This is a genomic window from Pseudomonas sp. GW821-FHT01C01 (assembly GCF_059422645.1).
In genome coordinates this window covers 18035-44721 of the sequence record NZ_JBWKXF010000050.1, presented here as the reverse complement: position 1 = coordinate 44721, position 26687 = coordinate 18035, and the positions used below count along the sequence as shown (strand labels likewise).

The 26687-nt window shown below is 58.8% G+C and carries 25 protein-coding genes; 14 read left to right on the top strand and 11 right to left on the bottom strand.

The features are described 5' to 3' along the window. Window positions 1-101: 101 nt before the first annotated feature. The 9 genes from msrQ to mrcB form a co-directional block, all read right to left on the bottom strand. Window positions 102-722 carry a protein-methionine-sulfoxide reductase heme-binding subunit MsrQ gene (gene msrQ / locus AC07XF_RS23595; protein ID WP_495028397.1) on the bottom strand — a complete coding sequence of 207 codons (621 nt, stop codon included), beginning with the start codon at window positions 720-722 and terminating at the stop codon, window positions 102-104. Then, a complete protein-coding gene (gene msrP / locus AC07XF_RS23590; RefSeq protein ID WP_495028396.1) occupies window positions 722-1735 on the bottom strand; it encodes a protein-methionine-sulfoxide reductase catalytic subunit MsrP in 1014 nt (337 codons plus the stop codon). Before msrP ends, msrQ begins: the two co-directional genes overlap by 1 nt. A gap of 58 nt (window positions 1736-1793) precedes the next feature. Continuing rightward, on the bottom strand, window positions 1794-2648 hold the full coding sequence (gene pssA / locus AC07XF_RS23585; RefSeq protein WP_007995308.1) for a CDP-diacylglycerol--serine O-phosphatidyltransferase: 855 nt from the start codon (window positions 2646-2648) through the stop codon (window positions 1794-1796). A gap of 144 nt (window positions 2649-2792) precedes the next feature. Further along, on the bottom strand, window positions 2793-3809 hold the full coding sequence (gene ilvC / locus AC07XF_RS23580) for a ketol-acid reductoisomerase (protein ID WP_003228216.1): 1017 nt from the start codon (window positions 3807-3809) through the stop codon (window positions 2793-2795). A gap of 45 nt (window positions 3810-3854) precedes the next feature. After that, window positions 3855-4346, bottom strand: a complete 492-nt coding sequence (gene ilvN / locus AC07XF_RS23575) for an acetolactate synthase small subunit (RefSeq protein WP_003205610.1) — start codon at window positions 4344-4346, stop codon at window positions 3855-3857. 2 nt (window positions 4347-4348) lie between these two features. After that, window positions 4349-6073, bottom strand: coding sequence for an acetolactate synthase 3 large subunit (locus AC07XF_RS23570; RefSeq protein ID WP_495028395.1), 1725 nt, complete (start codon window positions 6071-6073; stop codon window positions 4349-4351). Between the two features lie 483 nt (window positions 6074-6556). After that, complete coding sequence (locus AC07XF_RS23565) at window positions 6557-6892, bottom strand: YqcC family protein (RefSeq protein WP_495028394.1); 336 nt, start codon at window positions 6890-6892, stop codon at window positions 6557-6559. Next, on the bottom strand, window positions 6892-7629 hold the full coding sequence (locus tag AC07XF_RS23560; RefSeq protein ID WP_495028393.1) for a tetratricopeptide repeat protein: 738 nt from the start codon (window positions 7627-7629) through the stop codon (window positions 6892-6894). The genes AC07XF_RS23565 and AC07XF_RS23560 overlap by 1 nt, the downstream gene beginning before the upstream one ends. A 16-nt stretch (window positions 7630-7645) precedes the next feature. Beyond that, window positions 7646-9964 (bottom strand): penicillin-binding protein 1B, encoded by a 2319-nt coding sequence (gene mrcB, locus AC07XF_RS23555; RefSeq protein WP_495028392.1) that lies wholly within the window; start codon window positions 9962-9964, stop codon window positions 7646-7648. A 115-nt stretch (window positions 9965-10079) separates the two neighbouring features. Between mrcB and AC07XF_RS23550 the strand changes: the two genes are divergently transcribed. From AC07XF_RS23550 to AC07XF_RS23535, 4 genes are all read left to right on the top strand, one after another. After that, window positions 10080-11636 carry a bifunctional aminoglycoside phosphotransferase/ATP-binding protein gene (locus tag AC07XF_RS23550; RefSeq protein ID WP_495028391.1) on the top strand — a complete coding sequence of 519 codons (1557 nt, stop codon included), beginning with the start codon at window positions 10080-10082 and terminating at the stop codon, window positions 11634-11636. Window positions 11637-11727: 91 nt separating this feature from the next. Beyond that, window positions 11728-12072, top strand: a complete 345-nt coding sequence (locus AC07XF_RS23545) for a pentapeptide repeat-containing protein (protein WP_007990076.1) — start codon at window positions 11728-11730, stop codon at window positions 12070-12072. 245 nt (window positions 12073-12317) lie between these two features. After that, window positions 12318-12590 (top strand): TfoX/Sxy family protein, encoded by a 273-nt coding sequence (locus tag AC07XF_RS23540; protein ID WP_007971093.1) that lies wholly within the window; start codon window positions 12318-12320, stop codon window positions 12588-12590. A gap of 487 nt (window positions 12591-13077) precedes the next feature. Continuing rightward, window positions 13078-13395 carry a Rieske (2Fe-2S) protein gene (locus tag AC07XF_RS23535; protein ID WP_495028390.1) on the top strand — a complete coding sequence of 106 codons (318 nt, stop codon included), beginning with the start codon at window positions 13078-13080 and terminating at the stop codon, window positions 13393-13395. Here AC07XF_RS23535 and sfsA read toward each other — a convergent pair. Next, on the bottom strand, window positions 13392-14105 hold the full coding sequence (gene sfsA / locus AC07XF_RS23530; protein ID WP_495028389.1) for a DNA/RNA nuclease SfsA: 714 nt from the start codon (window positions 14103-14105) through the stop codon (window positions 13392-13394). The genes AC07XF_RS23535 and sfsA overlap by 4 nt on opposite strands. Beyond that, complete coding sequence (locus tag AC07XF_RS23525) at window positions 14105-15277, bottom strand: pyridoxal phosphate-dependent aminotransferase (RefSeq protein ID WP_413426296.1); 1173 nt, start codon at window positions 15275-15277, stop codon at window positions 14105-14107. The genes sfsA and AC07XF_RS23525 overlap by 1 nt, the downstream gene beginning before the upstream one ends. A 333-nt stretch (window positions 15278-15610) precedes the next feature. Between AC07XF_RS23525 and dksA the strand changes: the two genes are divergently transcribed. The 10 genes from dksA (at window position 15611) to panC (ending at window position 26587) form a co-directional block, all read left to right on the top strand. Beyond that, window positions 15611-16051: an RNA polymerase-binding protein DksA gene (dksA, locus tag AC07XF_RS23520; protein WP_007995322.1), complete on the top strand. Its 441-nt coding sequence runs from the start codon at window positions 15611-15613 to the stop codon at window positions 16049-16051. A 202-nt stretch (window positions 16052-16253) separates the two neighbouring features. Continuing rightward, window positions 16254-17150, top strand: a complete 897-nt coding sequence (gene gluQRS / locus AC07XF_RS23515) for a tRNA glutamyl-Q(34) synthetase GluQRS (RefSeq protein ID WP_495028388.1) — start codon at window positions 16254-16256, stop codon at window positions 17148-17150. 77 nt (window positions 17151-17227) lie between these two features. Next, entirely contained in the window at window positions 17228-17404 is a 177-nt protein-coding gene (locus tag AC07XF_RS23510) for a hypothetical protein (RefSeq protein WP_003176118.1), read from the top strand. Further along, window positions 17388-20342, top strand: coding sequence for a sensor histidine kinase (locus tag AC07XF_RS23505; protein WP_007990065.1), 2955 nt, complete (start codon window positions 17388-17390; stop codon window positions 20340-20342). The genes AC07XF_RS23510 and AC07XF_RS23505 overlap by 17 nt, the downstream gene beginning before the upstream one ends. A 22-nt stretch (window positions 20343-20364) precedes the next feature. Next, window positions 20365-21804, top strand: coding sequence for a sigma-54-dependent transcriptional regulator (locus AC07XF_RS23500; RefSeq protein WP_495028387.1), 1440 nt, complete (start codon window positions 20365-20367; stop codon window positions 21802-21804). 454 nt (window positions 21805-22258) lie between these two features. Further along, the gene (locus AC07XF_RS23495; RefSeq protein WP_495028386.1) at window positions 22259-22603 is read left to right on the top strand and encodes a hypothetical protein; all 345 of its coding nucleotides are present in this window, start codon (window positions 22259-22261) and stop codon (window positions 22601-22603) included. A 72-nt stretch (window positions 22604-22675) separates the two neighbouring features. Further along, window positions 22676-24076 carry a polynucleotide adenylyltransferase PcnB gene (locus tag AC07XF_RS23490; protein WP_495028385.1) on the top strand — a complete coding sequence of 467 codons (1401 nt, stop codon included), beginning with the start codon at window positions 22676-22678 and terminating at the stop codon, window positions 24074-24076. 3 nt (window positions 24077-24079) lie between these two features. Beyond that, window positions 24080-24565: a 2-amino-4-hydroxy-6-hydroxymethyldihydropteridine diphosphokinase gene (folK, locus tag AC07XF_RS23485; protein ID WP_495028384.1), complete on the top strand. Its 486-nt coding sequence runs from the start codon at window positions 24080-24082 to the stop codon at window positions 24563-24565. Between the two features lie 364 nt (window positions 24566-24929). Beyond that, window positions 24930-25730: a 3-methyl-2-oxobutanoate hydroxymethyltransferase gene (gene panB / locus AC07XF_RS23480; RefSeq protein WP_495028383.1), complete on the top strand. Its 801-nt coding sequence runs from the start codon at window positions 24930-24932 to the stop codon at window positions 25728-25730. Further along, window positions 25727-26587, top strand: coding sequence for a pantoate--beta-alanine ligase (gene panC, locus AC07XF_RS23475; RefSeq protein WP_495028382.1), 861 nt, complete (start codon window positions 25727-25729; stop codon window positions 26585-26587). The genes panB and panC overlap by 4 nt, the downstream gene beginning before the upstream one ends. Window positions 26588-26687 lie beyond the last annotated feature (100 nt).

The window sequence follows — 26687 nt, the reverse complement described above, 5'->3', positions numbered from 1 at the left end:
CGAAAACTGCGTAACTCTTTGTTTATCAAGGAGTTTTCCGTTTCGACTGCGCCGGAAGTGGGGCGAATTATAGGCTTTCAGAATCTGCCGTCAACCACTATTTACGCCTTTTTGGCAGAAGAGGCCTTTTTAGCCATTAAACGTGGGATTCGACGGGCTAAAGGCGGTAGCCGCAGCACTAACAGCAGCGCACCTATAGATGCATAGATCGCCCACTCCTTCAGGTCGGCGCGGACAATCCAGAGCATATGCAGTAATCCGAGCCCAAGAATTACATAACCCAGGCGATGCAACTTCTTCCAGCGAACACCCAATCGTCGCTGACTAAATCGATTGGACGTCACCGCCAATGCCAGCAAACCAAGAAAACCCAGCGCCCCGACAATAATGTAAGGCCGCTTGCGCAACTCGACACCCAGCTGCGACCAGTCAAATCCAAGAATGAATGCGCAATAACTACTGAGGTGGAGCAGCACATAGGCAAAGCACCACAACCCCAACTGTCGCCGTACGGCAATCCACCCCGACCAACCGGTGAGTTTCTGCAAAGGCGTCAGGCTCAACGTTACAAGCAGCAGAACAAGTGCCCCCAAACCCAATCGATCGACCAACACCTTGCCCGGATCCGGCCCGAGGACATCTTCCCAAGCCTGGTACAACCACAGCAGCGGCCACACCAACGCCACGACAAAGACGCCGATACGCCAAAACCGATTGCGCATCAGTAATTCTTCCTCAGGTCGAGCCCCGTATATAAAGACGCGACCTCCTCTGAATAGCCGTTGAACATTTGCGTGTCGCGTACATTGGGTTTGAACAAGCCGCTGGGCAGGCGGCGTTCACGAGCCTGAGTCCAGCGAGGATGATCAACGGTGGGATTCACGTTCGCGTAAAAACCATATTCATCCGACGCAATACTCTGCCAGGTGGTTTTCGGCTGCTCGCTGACCAGACTGATGCGCACGATAGACTTGATGCTCTTGAAGCCATATTTCCAAGGCACCACCAATCGCAGCGGCGCACCGTTTTGATTAGGCAACTCACGCCCGTACATACCTACCGCAAGAATCGCCAACGGGTTCATCGCCTCATCCAGACGCAGCCCTTCTATATAGGGCCAGTCGATCAAGGCAAAACCGGAACGCTGGCCCGGCATGCTTTTGGGATCCTGCAGGGTTTCGAAACGGATGAATCTGGCTTTCGAGGTTGGCTCGACTTCCTTGAGCAACGCCGAGAGGGGAAAACCGATCCAGGGAATGACCATCGACCAGGCCTCCACACAGCGCAGACGGTAGATTCGCTCTTCCAACTGATACGGTTTCATGAAGTCTTCCAGCGCAAACCGCCCCGGCTTGCCCACCTCCCCGTCCACCACCACCGACCACGGTTCCGTCTTCAGCGTGCCGGCATTGGCAGCTGGATCACCTTTGTCGGTGCCGAACTCGTAGAAGTTGTTGTAGTGGGTCGCATCCTTGAAAGGCGTGATCGCCTCATCCTTGACGCTGACTGCGCCCCATCTGGTAGCCGGAAGTTTTTCGCTGAACCAGGGCGGCGCCTTGCCGGATTCAACATCCGGGTAGCGCGCACCGTCGCCAGCGCGGGCCCATTGCGGCAGGCTGCCCAGAGCGAAGCCGGCAACCGTGGCACCGAGCACATTACGTCGAGATAGATAGAGGGATTCAGGCGTGACGTCCGACTCTTGGCAGTCAGACGTTTTGGAGACTTTGATCAGCATGGTTACTCCGCAGCTCTGGAGGACAGATGCACCCATAGACTGCGGAGTATGAGGGAAATTACACGCTCTTGTTACGACGAAGACGTAACAGGTATTGAACCGGACCGGAGGCTGCATAGGCGAGAAACACCAGCAGCAGGATGCGCGGCGGATCACTGAACACGACCGCGAACACCAGTACCACCGCGAGTATCGCCACGAATGGCACCCGCCCCTTCAGGTCCAGCTCCTTGAAGCTGTTGTACTTGATATTGCTGACCATCAGCATGCCGGCCGCAGCAACCATCAACGCAACCAGGAAAGACATTTTTGAGCCCTGGATGCCGTAATCGCTGAACGCCCAGACAATGCCCGCAACAACACCCGCCGCCGCCGGACTGGCCAGACCGATGAAGTAGCGCTTGTCCGCAGTGCCGACCTGAGTGTTGAAGCGCGCAAGACGCAACGCCGCACCCGCGACATAAATGAAGGCGACCATCCAGCCGACCTTGCCCATGTCACCCAAGGCCCAACCGAAGGCCAGCAATGCCGGCGCAACACCAAAGGCAACCATGTCCGACAGCGAGTCATATTCGGCGCCGAAGGCACTCTGGGTATTGGTCATGCGAGCAACGCGACCATCGAGGCCATCGAGCACCATGGCAACGAAAATCGCGATGGCGGCAAAAGCAAAGTACTTGCTTGCATTGACCGAGTCGCCGGCGCTCAAGGCAGCCTGCGCACTCATCGAGTTGATGATGGAATAGAACCCTGCGAACAGGTTCGCAGTGGTGAACAGATTCGGCAGAAGATAGATACCACGATGCCGGACTTTACGACCTTCAGCGTCATGCCCTTCCTCGACATGTTCATCGATGGGCAGCAGGCTTTCGGCGTCAGAAGCCTGGTTTGGCTCTTCGGGGCGTTCGCTCATGGACATTACCTTGCAACGGGGTGGAAAGTTTGGACAGGTGTCTGGGACGACGGTTCGGCCGCAAACGATGCAGCTTTATACCAGAACCGGCCTCCCAAACGAAAAAACGCGGCCTAGGCCGCGTTTTTCGTACAAGCGCGTGACTTAGTTTTTGGCTTTGTCGACGATCTTGTTGGCACCGATCCACGGCATCATGGAGCGCAGTTGCTCGCCGATGATTTCGATACCGTGAGCGGCGTTGTTACGACGCTTGGCGGTCATCGAAGGATAGCCGGTAGCGCCTTCGCTGATGAACATCTTGGCGTATTCGCCGTCCTGAATACGTTTCAGGGCGTTGCGCATGGCCTGACGGGATTCGGCGTTGATGACTTCAGGGCCGGTCACGTATTCGCCGTATTCGGCGTTGTTGGAGATCGAGTAGTTCATGTTGGCGATACCGCCTTCGTACATGAGGTCAACGATCAGCTTCAGTTCGTGCAGGCACTCGAAGTAGGCCATTTCCGGCGCGTAGCCAGCTTCAACCAGAGTTTCGAAACCGGCTTTGACCAATTCAACGGTACCGCCGCACAGAACGGCTTGCTCGCCGAACAGGTCGGTTTCAGTCTCGTCCTTGAAGGTGGTTTCGATGATGCCGGTACGACCACCGCCAACGCCGGCAGCGTAGGACAGAGCGACGTTCTTGGCGTTGCCCGAGGCGTCCTGGTAGATAGCGATCAGGTCAGGGATACCGCCGCCCTTCACGAACTCGGAACGTACGGTGTGGCCTGGGGCCTTCGGCGCGATCATGATCACGTCGAGGTCAGCGCGCGGCACAACCTGGTTGTAGTGGATCGCGAAGCCGTGGGAGAAAGCCAGGGTGGCGCCTTTCTTGATGTTCGGCTCGATTTCGTTCTTGTACAGGGAGGACTGGAATTCGTCCGGGGTCAGGATCATGACCAGGTCGGCAGCCGCGACAGCGGAAGCAACGTCGGTCACTTTCAGGCCATGGGCTTCAGCCTTGGCAACGGTAGCCGAACCTTTACGCAGGCCAACAGTCACGTCAACGCCGGAATCTTTCAGGTTGCACGCTTGAGCGTGACCCTGGGAACCGTAACCGATGATGGCAACTTTCTTGCCCTGGATGATCGACAGGTCGCAGTCTTTATCGTAGAAAACTTTCATGAATTTCCCCTATATCAGGCCGTTCAGGCCGTTCGCTAATTTGGTTTAGATGCTGAGTACTTTGTCGCCGCGGGCAATGCCGGTCACGCCACTACGGACGGTTTCCAGAATCGAGGCGGTGCCAATGGACTGAATGAAGCTGTCGAGCTTGTCGCTGGTACCGGTCAGTTGAACGGTATACACGCTGGCGCTGACATCGACGATCTGTCCACGGTAAATATCGGTAGTGCGCTTGATCTCGGCGCGCTGGGCGCCGGTGGCCTTGACCTTGACCAGCATCAGTTCGCGCTCGATGTGAGCACTCTCCGACAGGTCAACCAGTTTTACCACTTCGATCAGCTTGTTCAGGTTCTTGGTGATCTGCTCGATGATTTCATCATGGCCAACTGTGGTCAGCGTCAGACGCGACAAGGTCGGGTCTTCGGTCGGCGCAACGGTCAGGCTTTCGATGTTGTAGTTGCGCTGCGAGAACAGACCAACCACACGAGACAGAGCGCCAGGTTCGTTTTCCAGAAGCAAGGAAATAATGTGCCGCATGATTAGGTACGCTCCGTCTTGCTCAGCCACATATCGCGCATGGAGCCGTCTTTGATTTGCATCGGGTAGACGTGCTCGCTGGTATCGACCGAAATATCGATCACTACCAGGCGATCTTTCATGGCGAACGCCTCTTCCATCTTCGACTTCAAATCTTTCGATTCAGTGATGCGTACGCCGACGTGACCATAGGCCTCAGCCAGCTTGACGAAGTCAGGCAACGACTCCATGTAGGAGTGCGAGTGACGGCTGCCATAGCTCATGTCCTGCCACTGACGAACCATGCCCAGCACGCCGTTGTTCAGGATGACGATTTTTACCGGCAAACCGTATTGCAGACAGGTGGACAGTTCCTGAATGTTCATCTGGATGCTGCCCTCGCCCGTTACACAGGCGACGTCCGCATCCGGGAAGCTCAACTGAATGCCCATGGCCGCAGGGAAACCGAAGCCCATGGTGCCGAGGCCACCGGAGTTGATCCAGCGGTTCGGCTTGTTGAACTTGTAGTACTGCGCGGCGAACATTTGGTGCTGACCGACGTCGGAGGTCACAAAGGCGTCGCCTTTGGTCACTTCGCACAGGGTTTCGATCACGGTTTGCGGCTTGATCTTGCTGCCGTCGCCCTTGTCATACGGGAACAGGCCGCGTTCACCGCGCCACTCGTCAACCTGCTTCCACCAGCTGGCAACGGACTCCTTGTTCGGGGTCTCGCCGATTTCCTTGAGGATCGCGACCATTTCGGTCAGGACACTCTCAACCGGACCAACGATAGGCACGTCGGCCTTGATGGTCTTGGAGATCGAAGCCGGGTCGATGTCGATGTGAATGATCTTGGCATTCGGGCAGAACTTCGATGCACCGTTGATGACACGGTCGTCGAAACGCGCGCCAACGGCGAGGATCACGTCAGCATGATGCATCGCCAGGTTGGCGGTGTAGCTGCCGTGCATGCCGAGCATGCCGATGAACTGACGGTCGGTGCCAGGGTAGCCACCGAGGCCCATCAGGGTATTGGTCACTGGCAGATTGAGCATCTTCGCCAGTTCGGTCAATGGTGCGGAACCGCCACCAAGGATCACGCCGCCGCCCGAGTACAACACGGGACGCTTGGCCGCCAGGAGCATTTCTGCCGCCTTGCGGATTTGACCGGAGTGACCGCGAACAGCCGGGCTGTAGGAGCGCAACTTGGCTTTTTTCGGGAAGACGTATTCGAACTTCTCGGCCGGGTTGGTCATGTCTTTCGGGATATCGACAACGACCGGACCAGGACGACCGGATTGCGCCAGGTAGAAGGCTTTCTTCATGACTTCCGGGATTTCCGAGGCGTGCTTGATCATGAAGCTGTGCTTCACGATCGGCCGGGAGATACCGATCATGTCGGTTTCCTGGAACGCATCGGTGCCGACCATGGTGCTCGGCACCTGGCCGGAAATGATCACCATCGGAATGGAGTCCATGTAGGCGGTGGCGATACCGGTAATGGCGTTTGTTGCGCCAGGACCGGAAGTCACCAGTACCACACCGGCTTTACCGGTGGCACGGGCGTAGCCGTCAGCCATATGGGTAGCCGCTTGTTCGTGACGAACCAGGATGTGGGTCACTTCCGGTTCTTTGAACAGGGCATCGTAGACATGAAGAAGAGCACCACCCGGGTACCCGTAGATATATTTGACGCCTTCGTCGCGCAAAAAGCGGACGAGCATCTCACCGCCAGATAAAAGCTCCACGTTGCTCACCTCTAAAACGCCAGAATACCGCCCACGAAAAATGGGACGGGTCTTAATAGGTTTACTTCTCGGCAGAGCATGAGCGACGGTGGTCGCCGACTACGTCAGCACTGACTGAGCAAGTATTGGGATCGTCCCAAGTGTTGCGGGCCTTTCCCACCCAGCGCGAGGTAACGCGTTGCGGGTGTAACAGGTCGACGCGGATATGCGCCTCATGATCTGCTGAGAGGGTCTGCTTCTGGCAGTCCCTGTACAGCGGACTTTGGATTCTTCTGTTTCGTCCCTTGCAAGTCAAGTCGTCTATGAGCTTTATTCTAGTAAGCACATGAGAACGCAAGAAAAAACCCGTAAATCAGCCCTGTGTTAGCTTCGATTGCGCAACTTTTGGCAAAAAATTGGCACGCGCATGCACTTACCCTGCAGTGGGCGACAAAATAAAGAGATATTGTGAACAACTGCCAGCGGACGCTGGCAGCTTCTGGTTCAGCGAGAGGCTGTGATCAACTGATCAAACTGTTTGAGCAACACTTGCAACTGCCGGTCCTTGCCCTGGACATTGCGTCCGGCAAAGACCATTTCAGCCATTTCATGAATGCCTGAAGCATTGGGTAGCGGCAAATCCTGCTCAAGGATCATCTTCATGCGTGGCAGGAAGATCCATTGCAGCCATTGCTCGAAATCCAGTGTATCGACCGAAAACGGCTCGACACTGGAAAGCGCTTCAGCAGATGGCGAGACTTCATCCCACCACCCTTGCACCCGCAACTCGCGCTCGATCAACAACAGTTGATCGGCGATTTTTAGAAAACGCGCGTCCATCAGCCCGTTACCCTGGCCTTCTGACGAGCCAGTGCCGCGCCCTGGGAGTCACCCTGTTTTTCACGCGCCTGACCAATCAGTTCCCACAAGTTGGCCTGGAGGGCCGGACGGCCATTGGCAAAGGTCAGCCCACGGCGAGCGAACTGCTCGGCCTGGGCCGCATCGCCTTGAGCCATGCGCACCTGGGCCAGACGGTAAAGCACCTGCGGCTCACGCGGGGCAACGCGTTGGGCGCGCTCGAGGCTGGAGGAGGCACCGTTGAGATCACCGCTCGCCTGTTGCTGTTGAGCGGTGGTCAGCAAGGCCAATACCGGGCCGTCGAGCTGCTCGTCTGCAGAAAGTCCGCCCGAACTGGCCGACGGAATCCCGCTTGGCGACGACGGCATGTTGTAACTGCCCTGATTGATCGGCGCCGATTGAACCGGCGACGTGTCAATCGGCCCCGGCGTGATCGGACCCGGGGTAATCGGCGTGGTGCTGATCGGCGTTGAAGTCGTTGCAGCGCCTGGCACCATCACCACTACGCCGCTGTCACCTTGCGGAATCGCCTGGGTCTTGGACTGACCTTGTGCAGGGCGCTTGACGGTCGTCTGGCGGAAGCCGCCATTGGCCGAGATCCGCTCACTGTTGGACACGGCGGTGCCGGAGTCCTCGACCGGGATCGAGCCACGTTGTACGGTGGAGCAACCGCTGAGCAAAGCTACGGCGGCAACCGCTGGAATCAACCACTTGTTCACTTGAAACCCTCTTTGCTTAATTCATCCAGCCCTTGACCCAATCCATCACCGACTCTGCAGGGCTTTCACCACCGCAAGCGGCGCCGGGAGGCGGTTCGCTGCCGCGAATATACGGCATCTGCACGGCACTTGGGCAACCGGCATCAGAACCCTGCCCGGTACGGGAATCGACCCAGGCCTGAACAATATTATCCGGCTGCGGCATGTCCAGCGGCAACGGGTCGGCCTTGCGCATGAAGCTGGTCCAGACCTGCAAGGCTCCGGTGGCGCCGGTGAAAGGCGTCTTGCCGTTGTCATCGCGCCCCAGCCAGACCACCGCCAGCAAGTCCTGACTGAAACCGGCAAACCAACTGTCTCGCGAGTCGTTACTAGTACCGGTTTTACCCGCCAGGGTCAGAGTTCTTGGCAATACGTTGTAAACCGAGCTGCCGGTACCTTCACGCATCACGCGCTGCATGGCGCTCTGGATCAGGTAAATGGAGGCCGGATCGAATCGCTGCTGAATCTGGAACGGATAACGCTTGAGTGGCTCACCCTCGGCAGTCAGCACGCTACGAATCCCGCGCATCGGCGTATTGAAGCCGCCGTTGGCAAGAGTCTGGTACATGGTCGCCACTTCGATGGGCGTCATCCCGCCAGCGCCGAGCAACATCGACGGGAAGGCCGGGAATTCACGAGTAACACCCAGGCGCGCCAGCGTTTTCAGGACGTTCGGCACACCTACCGCCAAACCGAGACGCGCGGTCGACAGGTTGTAGGAATGCGCCAGGCCTTGATAGAGGAAGACCGTACCGTGAGAACGACGATCGTAGTTCTGCGGTTTCCAGACCTGACCATCCGCGCCCTTGACCGAGAAGGCTTCGTCCGACAGCCAACTGGTCAATGTGTACTGGCTCGGCTTCTCCAGCGCCGTCAGATAAACCGCCGGCTTGATCAGCGAGCCAATCGGCCGCACAGCGTCCAGCGCCCGGTTGAACCCGGCAAAACTGGCCTGGCGACTGCCGATCATGGCCTGCACTTCGCCAGTCTCCGGGTTGGTCACAACCATTGCCGCTTCGACGTCATCGGAACCCTTGCGCCCCGACAGACGCTTGAAGGTGTCGTTGACCGAGGCTTCAGCTTTCATCTGCAGGATCGGGTCGAAACTGGTGAAGATCCGCAACCCTTCCTCGGTCAAGTCTTCGTCGCGATAGTCTTCGCGCAACTGACGCTTGACCAGATCGAGGAAACCGGGAAACGAGCTGTCCGCCAGACTGCCGCGTTTGGTCACGCCCAGCGGCATTTTCTTCGCCGCCTCAACCTGCTCGGCAGTAGCAACGCCCTGCTCTTGCAGCACATCGAGTACCAGGTTGCGCCGTTCAAGGGCACGCTCCGGATAACGGCGCGGGTTGTAGGAGGATGGCCCCTTGACCATGCCCACCAGCAACGCCACCTGATGCAACTTGAGTTCGGCCAGCGGCTGGCTGAAGAAGAACTGACTGGCCAGACCGAAACCATGCACCGCGCGCTGGCCGTCCTGCCCGATAAACACTTCGTTGAGGTAAGCCTCAAGGATTTCGCGCTTGTCGTAATGCAGTTCAAGCAGCAGCGCCATCATCGCTTCGGTGAGCTTGCGGCTCAGGCTGCGCTCGTTGGTCAAATAGAAGTTCTTGACCAACTGCTGAGTCAGGGTACTGCCGCCCTGGCGCATGCGGCCGGACGAGCCGTTGACCCAGACTGCACGGGCGATCGACTTCGGCGAAACGCCAAAGTGATGATAAAAATCGCGATCCTCGACCGCCACCAACGTTTCAAGCAAGTACGGCGGCACCTGATCGATCTTGATCAGGATCCGGTCTTCGAGGTTTTTCGGGTACAGACCGCCGATCAGTAGCGGCTCCAGGCGCACTACCGAAAGTTTCGAATTTTGTGCGCCCGACAATTCGGCCACGTAATCGCCGGAGAAACGCACCCGCACCGGTTGCGCTTGCTCCATGCCTTCATAGAACTGGAAGCCACGGGTGTTCAGATCAACGGTATTACCGTTGACCGACGCCGCACCCGGACCATTGGCCACGCTTTCACGGCGATAGCCCAAGGCATCGAGTTCGGTCAGGAAGTCGTCCCTGCTCAGCTTTTGTCCGACGAACAGCTCGAGCGGGCGCGCGTAAACCTTGGCCGGGATGGTCCAGCGCTTGCCAGAGAACTTCTCCTGGACGATTGCATCAAGGTAAACGGCGAATCCGGCCAGCACTACCAGGCCGACCAGACTGAGTTTAATAGCCCAGCCCAGCCACGGGCGCAGGCCCCTGGAAGGTGGTTTTTTTGGGGTACGGGGAGTTCGAGTACGAGTCATGGCGGCGGATTATACGCACTTTATTCATACTCAACAGGAGCGCTCCGAGGTTTGCGTCAAGCGGACTTACGGCCATAATGTCGGCCTTGATTTTCCAGACTCTGAAGGATCGCCTGTGAGCCAGTCCCTGATCGCTGCCCTGCAAAACCCTGCCCTCTACCCGCATCCTGTAGACGGATTCCAGGTCATCGAAACCCACATTTCCTGGGTCGTTCTCACAGGCCCCTTCGCTTATAAAGTGAAGAAGCCGGTCAATTTCGGTTTTCTCGACTTCACCAGTCTTGAAGCGCGCGAACACTTTTGCACCGAAGAACTGCGCCTGAACCAGCGCCTGACCGACGATTTGTACCTGGAGGTGCTGCCCATCACCGGCAGTGCCGAGGTTCCGCAACTGGGCGGTGAAGGCCCGGCCATCGAATATGTACTGAAGATGCGCCAGTTCCCGCAAAACGGATTACTGAGCACCCTTCAAGCCAATGGCGAACTGACCACCGCGCACATCGACGAGATGGCCGAGCAAATTGCCCGCTTCCACCTCAGCGCACCGAAAGTGCCGGCCGAGCACGAAGCAGGCACACCGGACAGCGTCATGGCACCGGTGCGGCAGAACTTCGAACAGATCCTTCCGTTCCTCAGCGATAAAGCCGACCTGTTGCAACTCGACGCCCTGCAAGCCTGGGCCGAAAGCAGCTTCGAGCGCCTCAAACCGCTGTTCGCCCAGCGCAAGGCCGAAGGTTTCATTCGTGAATGCCACGGTGATATCCACTTGGGCAACGCTACCGTGATCGATGGCAAGGTCGTGATCTTCGACTGCATCGAATTCAACGAACCGTTTCGCTTTACCGACGTTTATGCCGACACCGGTTTCCTGGCGATGGACCTGGAAGATCGCGGCCTGAAGTGCCTGGCGCGGCGTTTCATCAGCCAGTACCTGGAGCTGACCGGGGACTACCGCGGCCTCGAATTGCTGAACTTCTATAAAGCCTACCGCGCACTGGTTCGCGCCAAGGTCGCCCTGTTCAGCATGCCGGCCGAAGCCACTGCGGTGCAGCGCGCCACGACCCTGCGCCAGTACCGCAACTACGCCAACCTGGCGGAAAGCTACAGCACCATTCCTTCGCGCTTCATGGCCATTACCCACGGTGTTTCCGCCGTCGGCAAGAGCCATGTTGCCATGCGCCTGGTCGAAGCCCTGGGCGCGATTCGCCTGCGCTCCGATGTCGAGCGCAAGCGTCTGTTCGGCGAGCAAACCGTCGAGAATGAAGTACAGGCCGGCATTTATAGTGCCGACGCCAGCGCCGTGACCTATGCCCGCCTGCACGAAATCGCCGACGTCATTCTGCGTGCGGGCTTCCCGGTGGTGGTCGATGCCACTTACCTCAAGCGTGATCAGCGTGACAGTGCGGCGAAGGTTGCCGAGGCCACGGGCGCCCCCTTCCTGATCCTCGACTGCAATGCGCCACAAGCCGTGATCGAAAGCTGGCTGGCCTTGCGCCAGGCAGACAAAAAGGACCCGTCCGACGCCACCCTGGCCGTTATCGCAGCCCAACAAGCCAGCCGCGAAGCGCTGACACCCGCAGAAATCCTCTGCAGCAAGCGCGTCCAGACCAATGAAAGCGGGACGCTCGATACCGTTGTCGCGCAAATTCGCCAGCGTCTTCCGGGTCTGTAAGAAACTATTTCAGTCGTGAGGCCCGCGCTGGCTTCACGACTGTCAAATAGTGGCACTATACTGGCGTCACAAAACCATCAGGTGATGCGACATGAGCCAGCCTAAACTTCTCGACACACCGCTTTATGCCCTGCTGCACAAAGACGACATCAGAGGCTTCAACAGTGAACGCCCCAAGGATGGCCCCATCGACATGGCGGGTGGAGACTTCCGGGGGCTGGACCTGCGCGAGTTGAATGCCGACGGCGTGGATTTCAGCAACGCCTACTTCCGTTCCGCCGACTTGCGCGGCATCGACTTCAGCAAAGCGAACCTGGAAGGCGCGAGCCTGGCCCACGCGCAAATCTCCGGCGCCTACTTTCCAGTGGAACTCAGTGCCGACGAAATCCTGATGTCGATGAACTTCGGCACACGATTGCGCTATCGCACCCGCTGATCAACGTCGCGGACTGATACGTCCAGCGCCTCTCGTTGCGCTGGGCTGCGAGGATGCTCACCCGTAATTCCTGACTATTCCCCGCCTTTTCCTCCCGCGTTCGCGGATTTTTCGCACGCTGCCAATACTCGTCTCTTAGAAGCATTTACGTCGAAAACCAGCAAACAATCGCGCCTTTCCTACTGATGGCTACACTCCTCAGAAGATTGCCCACGCTCTCCATTCGGCCATCGCAAGGAGGCTTGATGAATGATGAACTGCAACACCTGAAGAATCTTGGCAAGACGTCGGCGCAATGGCTGCATGCCGTGGGCATCCATAGCGCGTCGGACTTGCGTCGCCTTGGGGCGGTGGATGCTTATCGAGCCGTGCGCACGCGCGGTTTTCGGGCGTCCAAGGTGTTGTTGTACGCAATTGAAGGTGCCCTGATGGACGTTCACTGGAACGACATTCCTGCCGAGCGCAAGGAAGCGTTGAACAAACAACTGGAAGCTATCTCTTCACGCCACAAGAACTGATCCAGCAAGTATTTCTGAAGCTTTTCAACCTGAAACCCAATGATTACGGGGCCTGCAGAGGTAAATTCGTCGAATCGAAAAGAAATCAAAAAACAGCGGTTGACTTGGTAATGAGAATCGATATGATTACCACAACTGGTCGCGAGACTGGTCGATATTCTGGAAAGCCCTTGGTTCGGACTCTCAGATTATCTCCTCATCAGGCTAATCACGGTTATTTGACCCGGCTCTTGCCGGGTCTTTTTTTGCCTGTGGGAAAGTCCTGACGAGGTCCGGCGACGGATGCTCCATGCAAATCACGGCGACACGAGTGGCCAGGCGAATAAACAGTTTCCTTCAAAGGTTTCCCGGGCATCGAAGGAGCAGGCCAAGTATCCTTGACGACAGGCACTTGTACCCGGCGGGCAAGACAGCCACTGATAATAGTTAGCATTTGACCGTCAAGCTCGGACATATCCGCTCACGAGCTGCGGGACCGAGGATAGACATGAAGTTGCTTTGCGCAGGTGCCGAGCTGGTCGATGACAGCAGCCGCGGGTTCGACATCGATGGCCAAAAGTTTTTTGCGGTGCGCCGCAGCGGACAGGTTTATGTCTATATCAATCGCTGCCCGCACCGGGGCGTCGCCCTGGAGTGGCATCCCGACCAGTTTCTCGACCCCAGCAACAGCCTGATCCAGTGCGCCACCCATGGCGCACTGTTTCTGATCGAAGACGGTGAGTGCGTTGCCGGCCCTTGCGCGGGGCAAGCCTTGACCGGCGTGGCTAGTCGCGAGGATGAACAAGGGATCTGGATCAGCTTTTAGCCACCCGGCAACACGTCCAGACGCCGGTCGACCCGCATTTCTTCGTGGTTCAAGCGCACGCCGTAAGCCAACACCTCGACCCCACAAGCCATCGCTTCACGCAAGGCCTGCGCATAAACCGCATCGATTTCCTGCGCCGGGCGCACGGCCTCGATATCGGTCAGGCAGACACAGTACAACTGCACCGCGCGAATACCATCCCTGGCCAGGTGGGCCAGCTCCCGCAGATGCTTGGCGCCACGCTGGGTGACCGCATCGGGAAACGCCGCCACCGCCGTACCGTCGAAACCCAGGGTCACGCTTTTGACTTCGACGTAGGCCGGCCCGTCGGGATAATCAAGGCGGAAATCAATGCGACTGTTTTCCTGACCATAAGCCACTTCGCGCTTGAGCCCGGTAAAGCCGTTCAGTTCTGTGATGACACCCGCTCGCAGCGCCTCTTCGATCAAACCATTGGCCCGGGCGGTGTTCACGCAAAACAGCCGCCCTTGCGGGGTTTCACCAATTTCCCAGGTGCCGGGCAACTTGCGTTTCGGGTCGTTGGAGCGGCTGAACCAGACCTGCCCGCCCTCGACCTGACAATTGAGCATCGAGCCGGTGTTCGGGCAGTGAATGGTCAGCAACTCGCCGTCAACGGTTTCGATGTCGGCGAGAAAACGCTTGTAACGACGGATCAGGCGACCTTCTTCGAGGGGAGGATGAAAATGCATCAGCCTTGCCAGCTCCGCAAACCACGAGCGATACGCTCCACCGCCTCCTGCAAACGCTCAAGATTCTGCGTATAGGCGAACCGCACATGATGCCCGGCCTGATAACGCCCGAAATCCAGCCCCGGGGTGAATGCCACATGTTCGGTTTCGAGAAAATGCTTACAGAACGCGAAGGCATCGCCGCCGAACTTGCTGATATCGGCGTACAAGTAGAAAGCCCCTTCCGGCTCCACGGCAATGCCGAACCCCATCTCTCGCAAGGCCGGCAGCAGGTAATCCCGGCGTCGACCAAATTCGGCGCGACGCTCTTCGAGAATACTGATGGTTGCTGGCTCGAAACAGGCCAGCGCAGCGTACTGCGCCATGCTCGGAGCACTGATATAGAGATTCTGGGCGAGTTTTTCCAGCTCACCGACGGCAGCGTCGGGGGCCACCAGCCATCCGAGCCGCCAACCGGTCATCCCGAAATACTTCGAAAAACTATTCAGAACGAATGCACTGTCGTCGACTTCCAGCACGCTGGCCGCATCGGTGCCGTAGGTCAGGCCGTGATAAATCTCGTCGACCACCAGATGACCGTGGCGCTCCTTGATCGCGACAGACAGCTTCGCCAGCTCGTCGCGGGTCAGGATCGTGCCGGTCGGATTGGCCGGCGACGCCACCAATGCACCGACGCTGTCGTGGTCCCAATGACGTTCGATCAGGCCAGGCGTCAACTGATAACGCACATCCGGACCGACCGGCACCAATTGTGCCGCACCTTCGACCAATCGCAGGAAGTGCCGGTTACACGGGTAGCCAGGGTCCGCCAGCAGCCAGTGTTTACCGGGGTCTACCAGCAAAGCACTGGCCAGCAGCAGTGCGCCGGACCCGCCAGGCGTGATGAGAATGCGCCGCGGGTCGATGTTCAAACCATAACGCTGCTGATAAAAGCCCGAAATGGCCTCACGCAGCTCAGGAATGCCGCGCGCGGCGGTGTAACGGGTCCGCCCTGCCGCCAGAGCAGCCTGGCCGGCCTGGATGATCGGTTCGGCGGTGGTGAAGTCCGGCTCACCGATTTCCAGGTGGATCACGTCATGGCCGGCCGCCTGCAATTCATTGGCCCGCGCCAACAGCGCCATGACATGGAAAGGTTCGATCGCTCGACTGCGGGCACTGTAGGGCTGAGCCATTGGCCTTCCTTCAACGGGGAAAAAAACCGATTCTACCCAAGCGCAGGAACGAGCGAGAACCTAAAGCTGTCAGAGGCCTTGTAACCCCGACCACAAACGACTCAAGCGCGAGCGCAAGGTTTGACTAAAATCAATAATTGAGCAGGCTCCAGAGCCACCAGACAACGGTTTGTCATCATTGGCAAGCACCCTGTGCCGCGAGCTCGACATCCGGGAGTAGCGCGGCCCGAGTTGATCTGGTAAGTTCGCCCGCTTGCAGCCGCAGGGCCGGCAGGTGCCGGTGATGGAGCAATCCTGCGCAGATGGATTACAAGAGTAGAGGCGGTCTATTTCATGTCCACCCAAGCAAAGCAGCAAAACCAGACAATCAGCGGCTTCGAGCCCTATGTTCAGAAAGCCGGCGAAGAGTACATGGGCGAGCCCATGCGCAAGCACTTCACCAAGGTTCTGAATCAGTGGAAAAAAGAGCTGATGGAAGGTGTCGACAAGACCGTGGACCACATGAAGGACGAAGCGGCCAACTTTCCTGATCCGGCAGACCGTGCCAGCCAGGAAGAGGAATTCGCCCTCGAACTGCGTGCCCGCGATCGTGAACGCAAGTTGATCAAGAAGATCGACAAGACACTTCAGCTGATCGAAGACGAAGAGTACGGCTGGTGTGAATCCTGCGGCATCGAAATCGGCGTCAAGCGCCTCGAAGCGCGCCCTACCGCCGACCTATGCATCGACTGCAAGACCCTGGCGGAAATCAAGGAAAAGCAAGTCGGCAAATAATTGCGACTTGAGCGAAGAACGGAGCGTGCGAACGCTCCGTTTTTGTTTCTAAAATTCTCCTCGGCAGCAAACCTGTGGGAGCGGGCTTGCTCGCGAAAGCGGTGCGTCAGCTTATATTGATGTTGAGGCTGATGGCCTCTTCGCGAGCAAGCCCGCTCCCACAGGTGATTTGCGCAAGCCAGGACAACGTAATATTGCCCCCATGACTGCCATTGCCTCCCCCACTTACATCGGGCGCTTCGCCCCCACGCCCAGTGGCCACCTGCATTTCGGTTCACTGGTCGCAGCGCTAGCCTCCTACCTTGACGCGCGCTCGGTGGGCGGACGCTGGCTGATGCGCATGGAGGACCTTGATCCACCCCGCGAGGAACCCGGCGCCCAGGCGGCCATTCTCAAGGCACTGGAAAGCTATGGCTTCGAGTGGGATGGCGACCTGGTTCGCCAAAGCGAGCGGCACGATGCCTACGCCGAAGTGCTCGATCGCCTGTTCAATCACGGCCTGGCCTACGCCTGCACCTGTTCGCGCAAGCAGCTGGAGCCGTATCACGGCATTTATCCGGGGCTGTGCCGCAATGCCGGCCATGGCACTGACAATGCTGCCATCCGCCTGCGCGTACCGGAACTGGAATACCATTTCATCGACCGGGTGCAGGGCGAATACCGCCAACATCTGGGCCGGGAAGTCGGTGATTTCGTGATCCGCCGCCGCGACGGGCTCTACGCCTATCAATTGGCCGTGGTCCTGGACGATGCCTGGCAGGGCATCACCGATATCGTTCGCGGTGCCGACCTGCTGGACTCCACGCCCCGCCAGCTCTACCTGCAGGAACTGCTCGGCCTGCCTCAACCGCGTTATCTGCATATCCCGCTGATTACCCAGCCAGATGGCAACAAACTCGGTAAATCCTACCGTTCGCCGCCGTTGACCGAGGATCAGGCAACACCGCTGTTGCTGCGGGCGCTACGCGCACTGGGACAGAATCCGGGAACCGAACTGACTGATGCCACGCCACGGGAAGTGCTGAATTGGGGCATTGCCCACTGGGATGCCTCGTTGATCCCGCGCACACTGAGCCTGCCCGAGGCACAGCTGTTGTGATCGCACTTGCAGTGGCGCGCCCATCCGTTACCATCGCCGCACGTTTTCGGGCACGCGCATAAAAAAGAGAGGCCGGGATGTACATCTATCGCTTGGTCCTGCTTTTGGTAGTGGGGATTTACCTGTTTTCCCCGGCCATCATGGATTGGTGGATCGACGCCACTGGCGCCTGGTATCGCCCTTATCTGCTCTGGCTGATTCTGATCGTCGTGACCTTCATCCTGCAGAGTCAAAAAGATGCCGATGAGCTTTAGCCTGACCCAGATGATCCTGATCAGCGCCGCGTACCTGGCGGTGCTGTTCGGTGTGGCCTGGATCAGTGAACGGGGCATGATCCCCCGGGCGATCATTCGCCACCCACTGACTTACACCCTGTCACTGGGCGTCTACGCCAGTGCCTGGGCGTTTTACGGCACCGTGGGCCTGGCCTATCAGTACGGCTATGGCTTTCTGTCCAGCTACCTGGGTGTCTCCGGAGCATTTCTGCTGGCGCCGGTGCTGCTCTATCCGATCCTGAAGATCACCCGCACTTATCAACTGTCGTCGTTGGCGGACCTGTTTGCCTTCCGCTTCCGCAGCACCTGGGCCGGTGCGTTGACCACGATATTCATGCTGGTCGGCGTATTGCCGTTGCTGGCCTTGCAAATTCAGGCGGTCGCCGACTCCATCGGCATCCTCACCCGAGAGCCGGTCCAGCATCGCGTGGCCCTTAGCTTCTGTGCATTGATTACGCTGTTCACGATTTTCTTCGGCTCCCGCCACATCGCCACCCGCGAAAAGCATGAAGGCCTGGTGTTCGCGATTGCCTTCGAATCGGTAATCAAGCTGATCGCCCTCGGCGGTGTCGGGCTGTATGCGCTTTACGGCGTATTCGACGGCCCGCAACAGCTTGAGCTTTGGCTGCTGCAAAACCAGACCGCGCTCGCTGCCCTGCACACGCCTTTGCAGGAAGGCCCGTGGCGTACGCTATTGCTGGTGTTCTTCGCCTCGGCGATCGTGATGCCGCACATGTATCACATGACCTTTACCGAAAACCTCAACCCGCGCTCGCTGGTCAGTGCGAGCTGGGGCCTGCCGCTGTTTCTGCTGCTGATGAGCCTGGCGGTGCCGCTGATTCTCTGGGCCGGCCTGAAACTGGGCGCCACCACCAATCCGGAGTACTTCACCCTCGGCATCGGCATCGCCGCCAACAGCAAGGCTTTGGCGTTGCTGGCGTATGTCGGCGGGCTATCCGCCGCCAGTGGCCTGATTATCGTGACCACGCTGGCACTGTCCGGGATGGCCTTGAACCACCTGGTGCTGCCGCTGTATCAGCCACCGGCCGAAGGCAACATCTACCGCTGGCTGAAGTGGACCCGCCGGGCGCTGATTGTCGCGATCATCATGGCCGGCTACGGCTTCTACCTGATGCTCGGTGCCGAGCAGGACCTGGCCAACCTCGGTATTGTCGCGTTCGTCGCCACGTTGCAGTTCCTGCCGGGCGTGCTTTCAGTCCTGTATTGGCCGACCGCCAACCGTCGCGGCTTCATCGCCGGCTTGCTGGCGGGAATTCTGGTATGGCTGGTGACCATGCTGTTGCCGCTGGTCGGCAACCTGCAAGGCTTCTACATTCCGCTGCTGAACATGATCTATGTGCTGGACGACACCAGTTGGCACATGGCGGCAATTGCCTCGCTGGCAGCCAACGTGCTGATGTTCACCCTGATCTCGCTGTTCACCAACGCCAGCACCGAAGAAGCCAGCGCCGCCGAAGCCTGCGCGGTGGACAACGTGCGCCGCCCGCAGCGCCGCGAACTGCACGCCGCCTCGCCCCAGGAATTCGCCACACAGCTTGCAAAACCACTGGGTGCAAAAGCGGCACAGAAAGAAGTGGAACAGGCCCTGCGCGATCTCTATCTGCCATTCGACGAGCGTCGGCCGTATGCCCTGCGCCGCTTGCGTGACCGCATCGAAGCCAACCTCTCCGGCCTGATGGGGCCGAGCGTGGCCCAGGACATGGTCGAAACCTTCCTGCCGTACAAGGCTGGCGGCGAAAACTACGTCACCGAAGACATCCACTTCATCGAAAGTCGCCTCGAGGACTACCACTCGCGCCTGACCGGCCTGGCCGCCGAACTCGATGCCCTGCGCCGCTATCACCGCCAGACGCTGCAGGAATTGCCGATGGGCGTGTGCTCGCTGGCGAAAGATCAGGAAATCCTCATGTGGAACAAGGCCATGGAGGAGCTGACCGGCATCGCCGCGCAGCGTGTGGTCGGTTCGCGCCTGAGCACCATTGCCGACCCGTGGAAGGAGTTGCTGCAAGGTTTCATCAATCTGCCGGACGAACACTTGCACAAGCAGCACCTGGCCCTCGACGGCCAGACACGCTGGCTGAACCTGCACAAAGCGGCGATCGACGAACCGCTCGCACCGGGTAACAGTGGCCTGGTGTTGCTGGTGGAAGATTTGACCGAAACCCAGATGCTCGAGGACAAACTGGTGCACTCCGAGCGCCTGGCCAGCATCGGTCGACTGGCGGCCGGCGTGGCCCATGAAATCGGCAACCCGATCACCGGTATCGCGTGCCTGGCGCAGAACCTGCGCGAAGAACGTGAAGAAGACGGCGAGCTGAAGGAAATCAGCGGGCAGATCCTCGAACAGACCAAACGCGTATCGCGCATTGTCCAGTCGCTGATGAGCTTTGCCCATGCCGGCAGCCATCAGCACAGCGACGAGCCCGTCTGTCTGGCCGAAGTGGCCCAGGATGCCATCGGCCTGCTGGCCCTGAACCGGCGCAATTTCGAAGTGCAGTTCTACAACCTGTGCGACCCCGAACACTGGGTCGAAGGCGACCCGCAGCGGCTGGCCCAGGTATTGATCAACCTGCTCTCAAACGCCCGTGACGCCTCGCCTCCCGGTAGCGCGGTACGGGTCAAGAGCGAAGCCGGCGAACACACGGTCGATCTGATCGTGGAAGACGAAGGCAGCGGTATTCCGTCGAGCATCATGGACCGATTGTTCGAACCATTCTTCACCACCAAGGACCCTGGCGAAGGCACCGGTCTGGGCCTTGCACTGGTCTATTCCATCGTTGAAGAGCATTATGGACAAATCACCATCGACAGCCCGGCTGATGTTCAAAGCCAACGCGGCACCCGAATCAGGGTTACCTTGCCGCGTCATGTCGAAGCGACGTCCGCTGTGAACTGAGACCGTCGAGAGTATCGAATCAATGCCGCACATTTTGATCGTCGAAGACGAAACCATTATCCGCTCCGCCTTGCGCCGCCTGCTGGAACGTAACCAGTACCAGGTCAGCGAAGCCGGTTCAGTGCAGGAAGCACAAGAACGCTTCACCATTCCCTCGTTCGATCTGATCGTCAGTGACCTGCGTCTGCCGGGCGCGCCTGGCACGGAGTTGATCAAGCTCGCCCAAGGCACGCCGGTGCTGATCATGACCAGCTATGCGAGCCTGCGCTCGGCAGTCGACTCGATGAAAATGGGCGCTGTCGATTACATTGCCAAACCATTCGACCACGACGAAATGCTGCAAGCCGCCGCGCGAATCCTGCGTGACCGGCAAACGGTACAGGCCGGCGGTGAAGCGGTTGCCGGCAAATCCGCCAACGGTGCGGTGAAATCCGGTGCCGACAACAGCAACGGTGAAATCGGCATTATCGGCTCGTGCCCGCCGATGCAGGACCTGTACGGCAAGATCCGCAAAGTGGCACCGACCGATTCCAACGTTCTGGTCCAGGGCGAATCCGGTACCGGTAAAGAGCTGGTGGCGCGCGCCCTGCACAACCTGTCCAAACGCGCCAAGGCGCCGATGATTTCGGTGAACTGCGCAGCCATTCCGGAAAGCCTGATCGAATCCGAACTGTTCGGCCACGAGAAAGGCGCATTCACCGGCGCCAGCGCCGGGCGCGCCGGCCTGGTGGAAGCGGCGGATGGCGGCACCCTGTTCCTCGACGAAATCGGTGAACTGCCGCTGGAAGCTCAGGCTCGCCTGCTGCGCGTCTTGCAGGAAGGTGAAATTCGCCGGGTAGGCTCGGTGCAGTCGCAGAAAGTCGATGTGCGCCTGATCGCCGCGACTCACCGCGACCTCAAGAGCCTGGCGAAGATTGGCCAGTTCCGGGAAGACTTGTATTACCGCCTCCACGTTATCGCGCTGAAGTTGCCAGCCTTGCGCGAGCGCGGTGCCGACGTCAACGAAATCGCCAATGCCTTCCTGGCGCGGCAAAGTGCACGAATCAACCGCACCGACCTGAAGTTCGCCGCGGATGCCGAGCAAGCCATTCGTCACTATTCCTGGCCGGGCAACGTTCGTGAGCTGGAAAACGCCGTCGAGCGCGCCGTTATCCTGTGCGAAAGCCCGGAAATTTCCGCCGACCTGCTGGGCATCGACATCGAGCTGGGCGACCTGGAAGACGATGAGTTCATTGGCCTGCCCCCACAGCAGGGCAACAGCGGTGCCAGTAACAACAACCACGAACCGACCGAAGACCTCTCCCTGGAAGACTACTTCCAGCATTTCGTCCTCGAGCATCAGGACCACATGACCGAAACCGAGCTGGCCCGCAAACTCGGGGTCAGCCGCAAATGCCTGTGGGAGCGCCGTCAGCGCCTGGGCATCCCGCGTCGCAAGACCGGGGTGGCCAGCGAAAGCTGAACCGCACCTGTCTCATGTGCGGGTAACACATGACTTCGTGAAGAAACTGTTACCTCAGCTTTTTCACGTAACAGAAGCCGGGGCTTACGGTAACGAAGCCCCGGCTTTTTTTGGCCCTCGAAATGCCTGGAAGTCGGCCTAACCCCTTGTTTTATTGGGTTTCGCAAAAGTTGGCACGCACCCTGCTATATGTTTAGTACAAGAACAATAACAAGCAATGCACAAGACAATAAAAATAAGACGAATCGACTCACGCACAATAAAAACAAGACGGCGAGAGGCGCAGCTAACTGATTCTTTTGGAGAGGCGTTGTATTTGGGGCTTGCCCCACGACCAGGCCGAGAACAACAAAAAACTGTCATAAGGCAGAGCCTGTACTGGTTGGATCGAAAGATCATTGCAATTCAGCGACCAAAGCAATCCGTTTGCTCTTGGCTCCCGATTGGGAGGGTCATGAAGGAAAGCTTCATGGCGAGGGCACTCAACAAAAACAAAAAGCCCGAAACCAAAAATAAAAATAGAGCATGCAACTACTTCTTGGGGAGCTTCGGCTCCCCTTGTGGTTTCTGGCGTTTGGCATGTAGCAGCTGCCGAGCCCGCGAGGCTGCGTTCGGCGGCGAAGCCGTCGTAAATCCAGGCAACTCGTTCCTTCTGACACACCGCAACCTCAGGTTTCACGACAGCTTCGCCGCCGAACGCAGCCTCGCGCTGCTCGACAGCTGCTACAGGCAGCCATTTATGTCGTTAAGAGACGTCCTTCACGCGCTTGCGCAGCTTCCTACACCATCCCCCGACTAAATGCTAGAATCCCCGCCCATCATGCGGTCATTCTTCTGTTATGGCCGAATATTCCTTCAAACAGTGCATCCCATGCTGAAGAAGCTGTTCCAGTCATTCCGTTCTCCCAAGCGTCCTACGCAACACATTCGCAGCACGCCTGAAGTGCTCAACAGCGGCCAACATTCGCTGCAAAAGGCGCAATTCAGCCGTTACGCGGTGAATATCGTTGAACGCCTGCAGAGCGCCGGTTATCAGGCTTACCTGGTTGGCGGTTGCGTGCGCGACATGCTGCTGGGCATCACACCGAAAGATTTCGACGTTGCCACCAGCGCCACACCCGAGCAGGTGCGGGCCGAATTCCGCAACGCGCGAATCATCGGGCGCCGATTCAAACTGGTGCACATCCACTTCGGCCGCGAAATCATCGAAGTCGCGACCTTCCGCGCCAATCACCCGCAAAACGAAGACGAGGAAGACAGCAACCAGTCTTCCCGCAACGAAAGCGGGCGCATCTTGCGCGATAACGTCTATGGCACCCTGGAGGAAGACGCGCAACGTCGTGACTTCACCATCAATGCCCTGTATTACGATCCGGTCAGCGAACGCGTCCTCGACTACGCCAACGGCGTACACGATATCCGCAATCACTTGATCCGCCTGATCGGCGATCCGAAGCAACGCTATCAGGAAGACCCGGTACGCATGCTGCGGGCCGTGCGTTTCGCCGCCAAGCTGAACTTCGGCATTGAAAAACACAGTGCCCTGCCAATCCGCGACCTGGCGCCGATGCTGCGCGAAATCCCGTCAGCTCGCCTGTTCGAAGAAGTACTCAAGCTGTTCCTCTCCGGCCATGCCGCGGATACGTTTGAAATGCTGGTCGACCTGCAGTTGTTCGATCCACTGTTCCCGGCCAGCGCCGAAGCACTGGAATACAACCCGACGTACACCCACACCCTGATCAGCGAAGCCCTGATCAATACCGACTTGCGGATCAAGCAGAACAAACCGGTCACCCCGGCATTCCTGTTTGCAGCCCTGCTCTGGCCTGCCCTGCCGGCCCGCGTCTTGCGCCTGCAGGAGCGTGGCATGCCGCCGATTCCGGCAATGCAGGAAGCGGCGCACGAACTGATTGCCGAACAGTGCCAGCGCATCGCGATTCCGAAACGCTTCACCATGCCGATTCGCGAGATCTGGGACATGCAGGAGCGCCTGCCCCGCCGCAGCGGCAAGCGTGCCGATCTGCTGCTGGACAATCCGCGTTTCCGCGCCGGCTACGACTTCCTGCTGCTACGCGAAAGCGCTGGCGAACAGACCGACGGCCTGGGCGAATGGTGGACGGACTACCAGGACGCCAACGACAGTGAGCGCCGCGACATGATTCGCGACCTCAGCGGCAAGGACGAAGGCACCGGCGCCCCGCGCAAGCGTCGTCGCAGTGGTGGTTCCAAGCGCAAACGCGCCGCTGGCGCTTCGAGCACCACGGGCGAGTAATCCATGGAACGCATCTACATCGGCATGGGCAGCAATCTGGCTGACCCCGCCGAACAATTGCGCAGCGCCGTCGAGGCGCTGGCGCAGTTGCCGCAATCGGAGCTGGTCGGAGTTTCCGCGTTTTATCAAAGTGACTCGCTGCTACCTGGCCAACCGCGCTACACCAATGCGGTGGCCGCTCTCGACAGCACGCTGGCAGCGCTGGACTTGCTCGATGCCTTGCAGGCCATCGAAAACGGACAGGGTCGCGAGCGCCTTGAGCGCTGGGGGCCGCGTACGCTGGACCTCGACATCTTGCTGTTCGGTGACCGGCTGATCGATGAACCGCGCCTCAAGGTTCCCCATTACCATATGCAGGAACGGGCCTTCGTGTTGTATCCGCTGGCGGAACTGGCACCTGCGGACCTGCGACTGGCCGATGGCCGGACCTTGGCCGATCTGCTCAAGGCATGCCCGTTCGTCGGCCTGGAACGCCTGCTCCCGACGTGACACAAATCCCCTGTGGGAGCGGGCTTGCTCGCGAAAGCGGTGTGTCATTCAGAATCAATGTTGGCTGAAACACCGCTTTCGCGAGCAAGCCCGCTCCCACATTGGTTTTGTGTCGAGCACAAGATCTGCTGCTGAATCGCATCAGTTACCCCGGTAACACCCCACCCGTAACAATGCGGTAACACACGCAATTGACTTCCCTCGTTCTCCTCACGACTATAGGCGTCCCGCTGCCGCCAACACGGCGTTTAAGGGCGCAATCCAGGCCTTAAAAGCACGACAAAAGAACGTGCGCCTGTATTTCACGAAGAATCACGCGCGTTACTCGCAGTAGTTTCCACAGCGCCTGAATGAGGAACTTTTCATGCCAGCCATCACCCTGACCACCCTGCAAGGTCTGAAGCAAAAAGGTGAGAAGATCACCATGCTGACCTGCTACGACGCGACCTTCGCCCACGCCTGCAATCAGGCCGGCGTCGAAGTGCTGCTGGTGGGCGACTCCCTCGGCATGGTTTTGCAGGGCCACGACAGCACCTTGCCTGTCACCACCGCAGAAATGGCGTATCACGTGGCCGCCGTCAAACGCGGTAACAGCGATGCCCTGATCCTCGCCGACCTGCCTTTCATGGCCTACGCCACCACCGAACAAGCCATGAACAACAGCGCCCTGTTGATGCAGGCCGGTGCGCACATGGTCAAGGTTGAAGGGGCGTTGTGGCTGGCCGATTCAATTCGCCTGCTGGCCGAGCGCGGCATCCCTGTATGCGCGCACATGGGACTGACGCCGCAATCGGTGAACATCCTTGGTGGCTACAAGGTCCAGGGTCGCAATGAAAACCAGGCGCGGCAAATGCGTGCCGACGCGATTTCCCTGGAACAGGCTGGCGCGGCAATGCTATTGCTCGAATGCGTCCCGAGCGAATTGGCAGAAGAAATCACCCAGGCGGTGAAGATACCGGTAATTGGTATTGGCGCCGGCAATCGCACCGATGGCCAGGTGCTGGTTCTGCACGACATGCTGGGGCTGTCCATTACCGGCCGCGTGCCAAAATTCGTGAAAAACTTCATGACTGGCCAGACCAGCATTGAAGCTGCATTGAGTGCCTACGTGACTGAAGTCAAGGCGGCGACTTTCCCTGGGATCGAACACGGATTCTCTGCATGAACACCGTAAAAACCGTACGCGAACTGCGGGCCGCCGTGGCCCGTGCCCGTAGCGAAGGCAAGCGCATTGCCTTTGTGCCGACGATGGGCAACCTGCACAGCGGCCACGTTGCATTGGTGACCAAAGCCTCCCAACGGGCGGACTTCGTGATCGCGAGCGTTTTCGTCAATCCGCTGCAATTCGGCGCTGGCGAAGACCTCGACAAGTACCCGCGCACCCTCGCCGCCGACCAGGAGAAACTGCTCCAGGCCGGTTGTCATTTGTTGTTCGCGCCAACCGTCGAGGAGATGTATCCCGATGGCATGGCCGGGCAGACCCGCGTCAGTGTCCCGCAATTGTCCGAAGGCCTGTGCGGTGCCAGCCGTCCAGGGCATTTCGAAGGCGTGGCGACGGTGGTCAGCAAACTGTTCAACATGGTCCAGCCGGACCTGGCGATTTTCGGTGAGAAAGACTTCCAGCAACTGGCGGTGATTCGCGCGCTGGTACATGACCTGAACATGCCAATCCAGATCATCGGTGAGCCCACTGTTCGCGCAACCGATGGCCTGGCGCTGTCGTCGCGCAACGGTTTCCTCAACGAAGAGCAGCGCGCTGTGGCACCGGTGGTCTACCGCACGCTGAATGCGATCAGTGAGGCGATCAAGCAGGGCGAACGCGATTACCCGGCGCTGATCGACACGCAGATCAAACAGCTCGAAACAGCTGGCCTGCGCCCTGACTATCTGGAAATCCGCCATGCACTGACCCTGCGCCCGGCGACGGCGCAGGATCGTGACCTGGTGATTCTGGTGGCAGCGTTCCTCGGTACGACGCGGTTGATCGACAACCTGCACCTGAACCTCGACGCTCCAGCCTGAACACCACAAAACAAATGTGGGAGCGGGCTTGCTCGCGAAGACGATTTAACATTCAACATAAAAATTGACTGTCAGGCCGCTTTCGCGAGCAAGCCCGCTC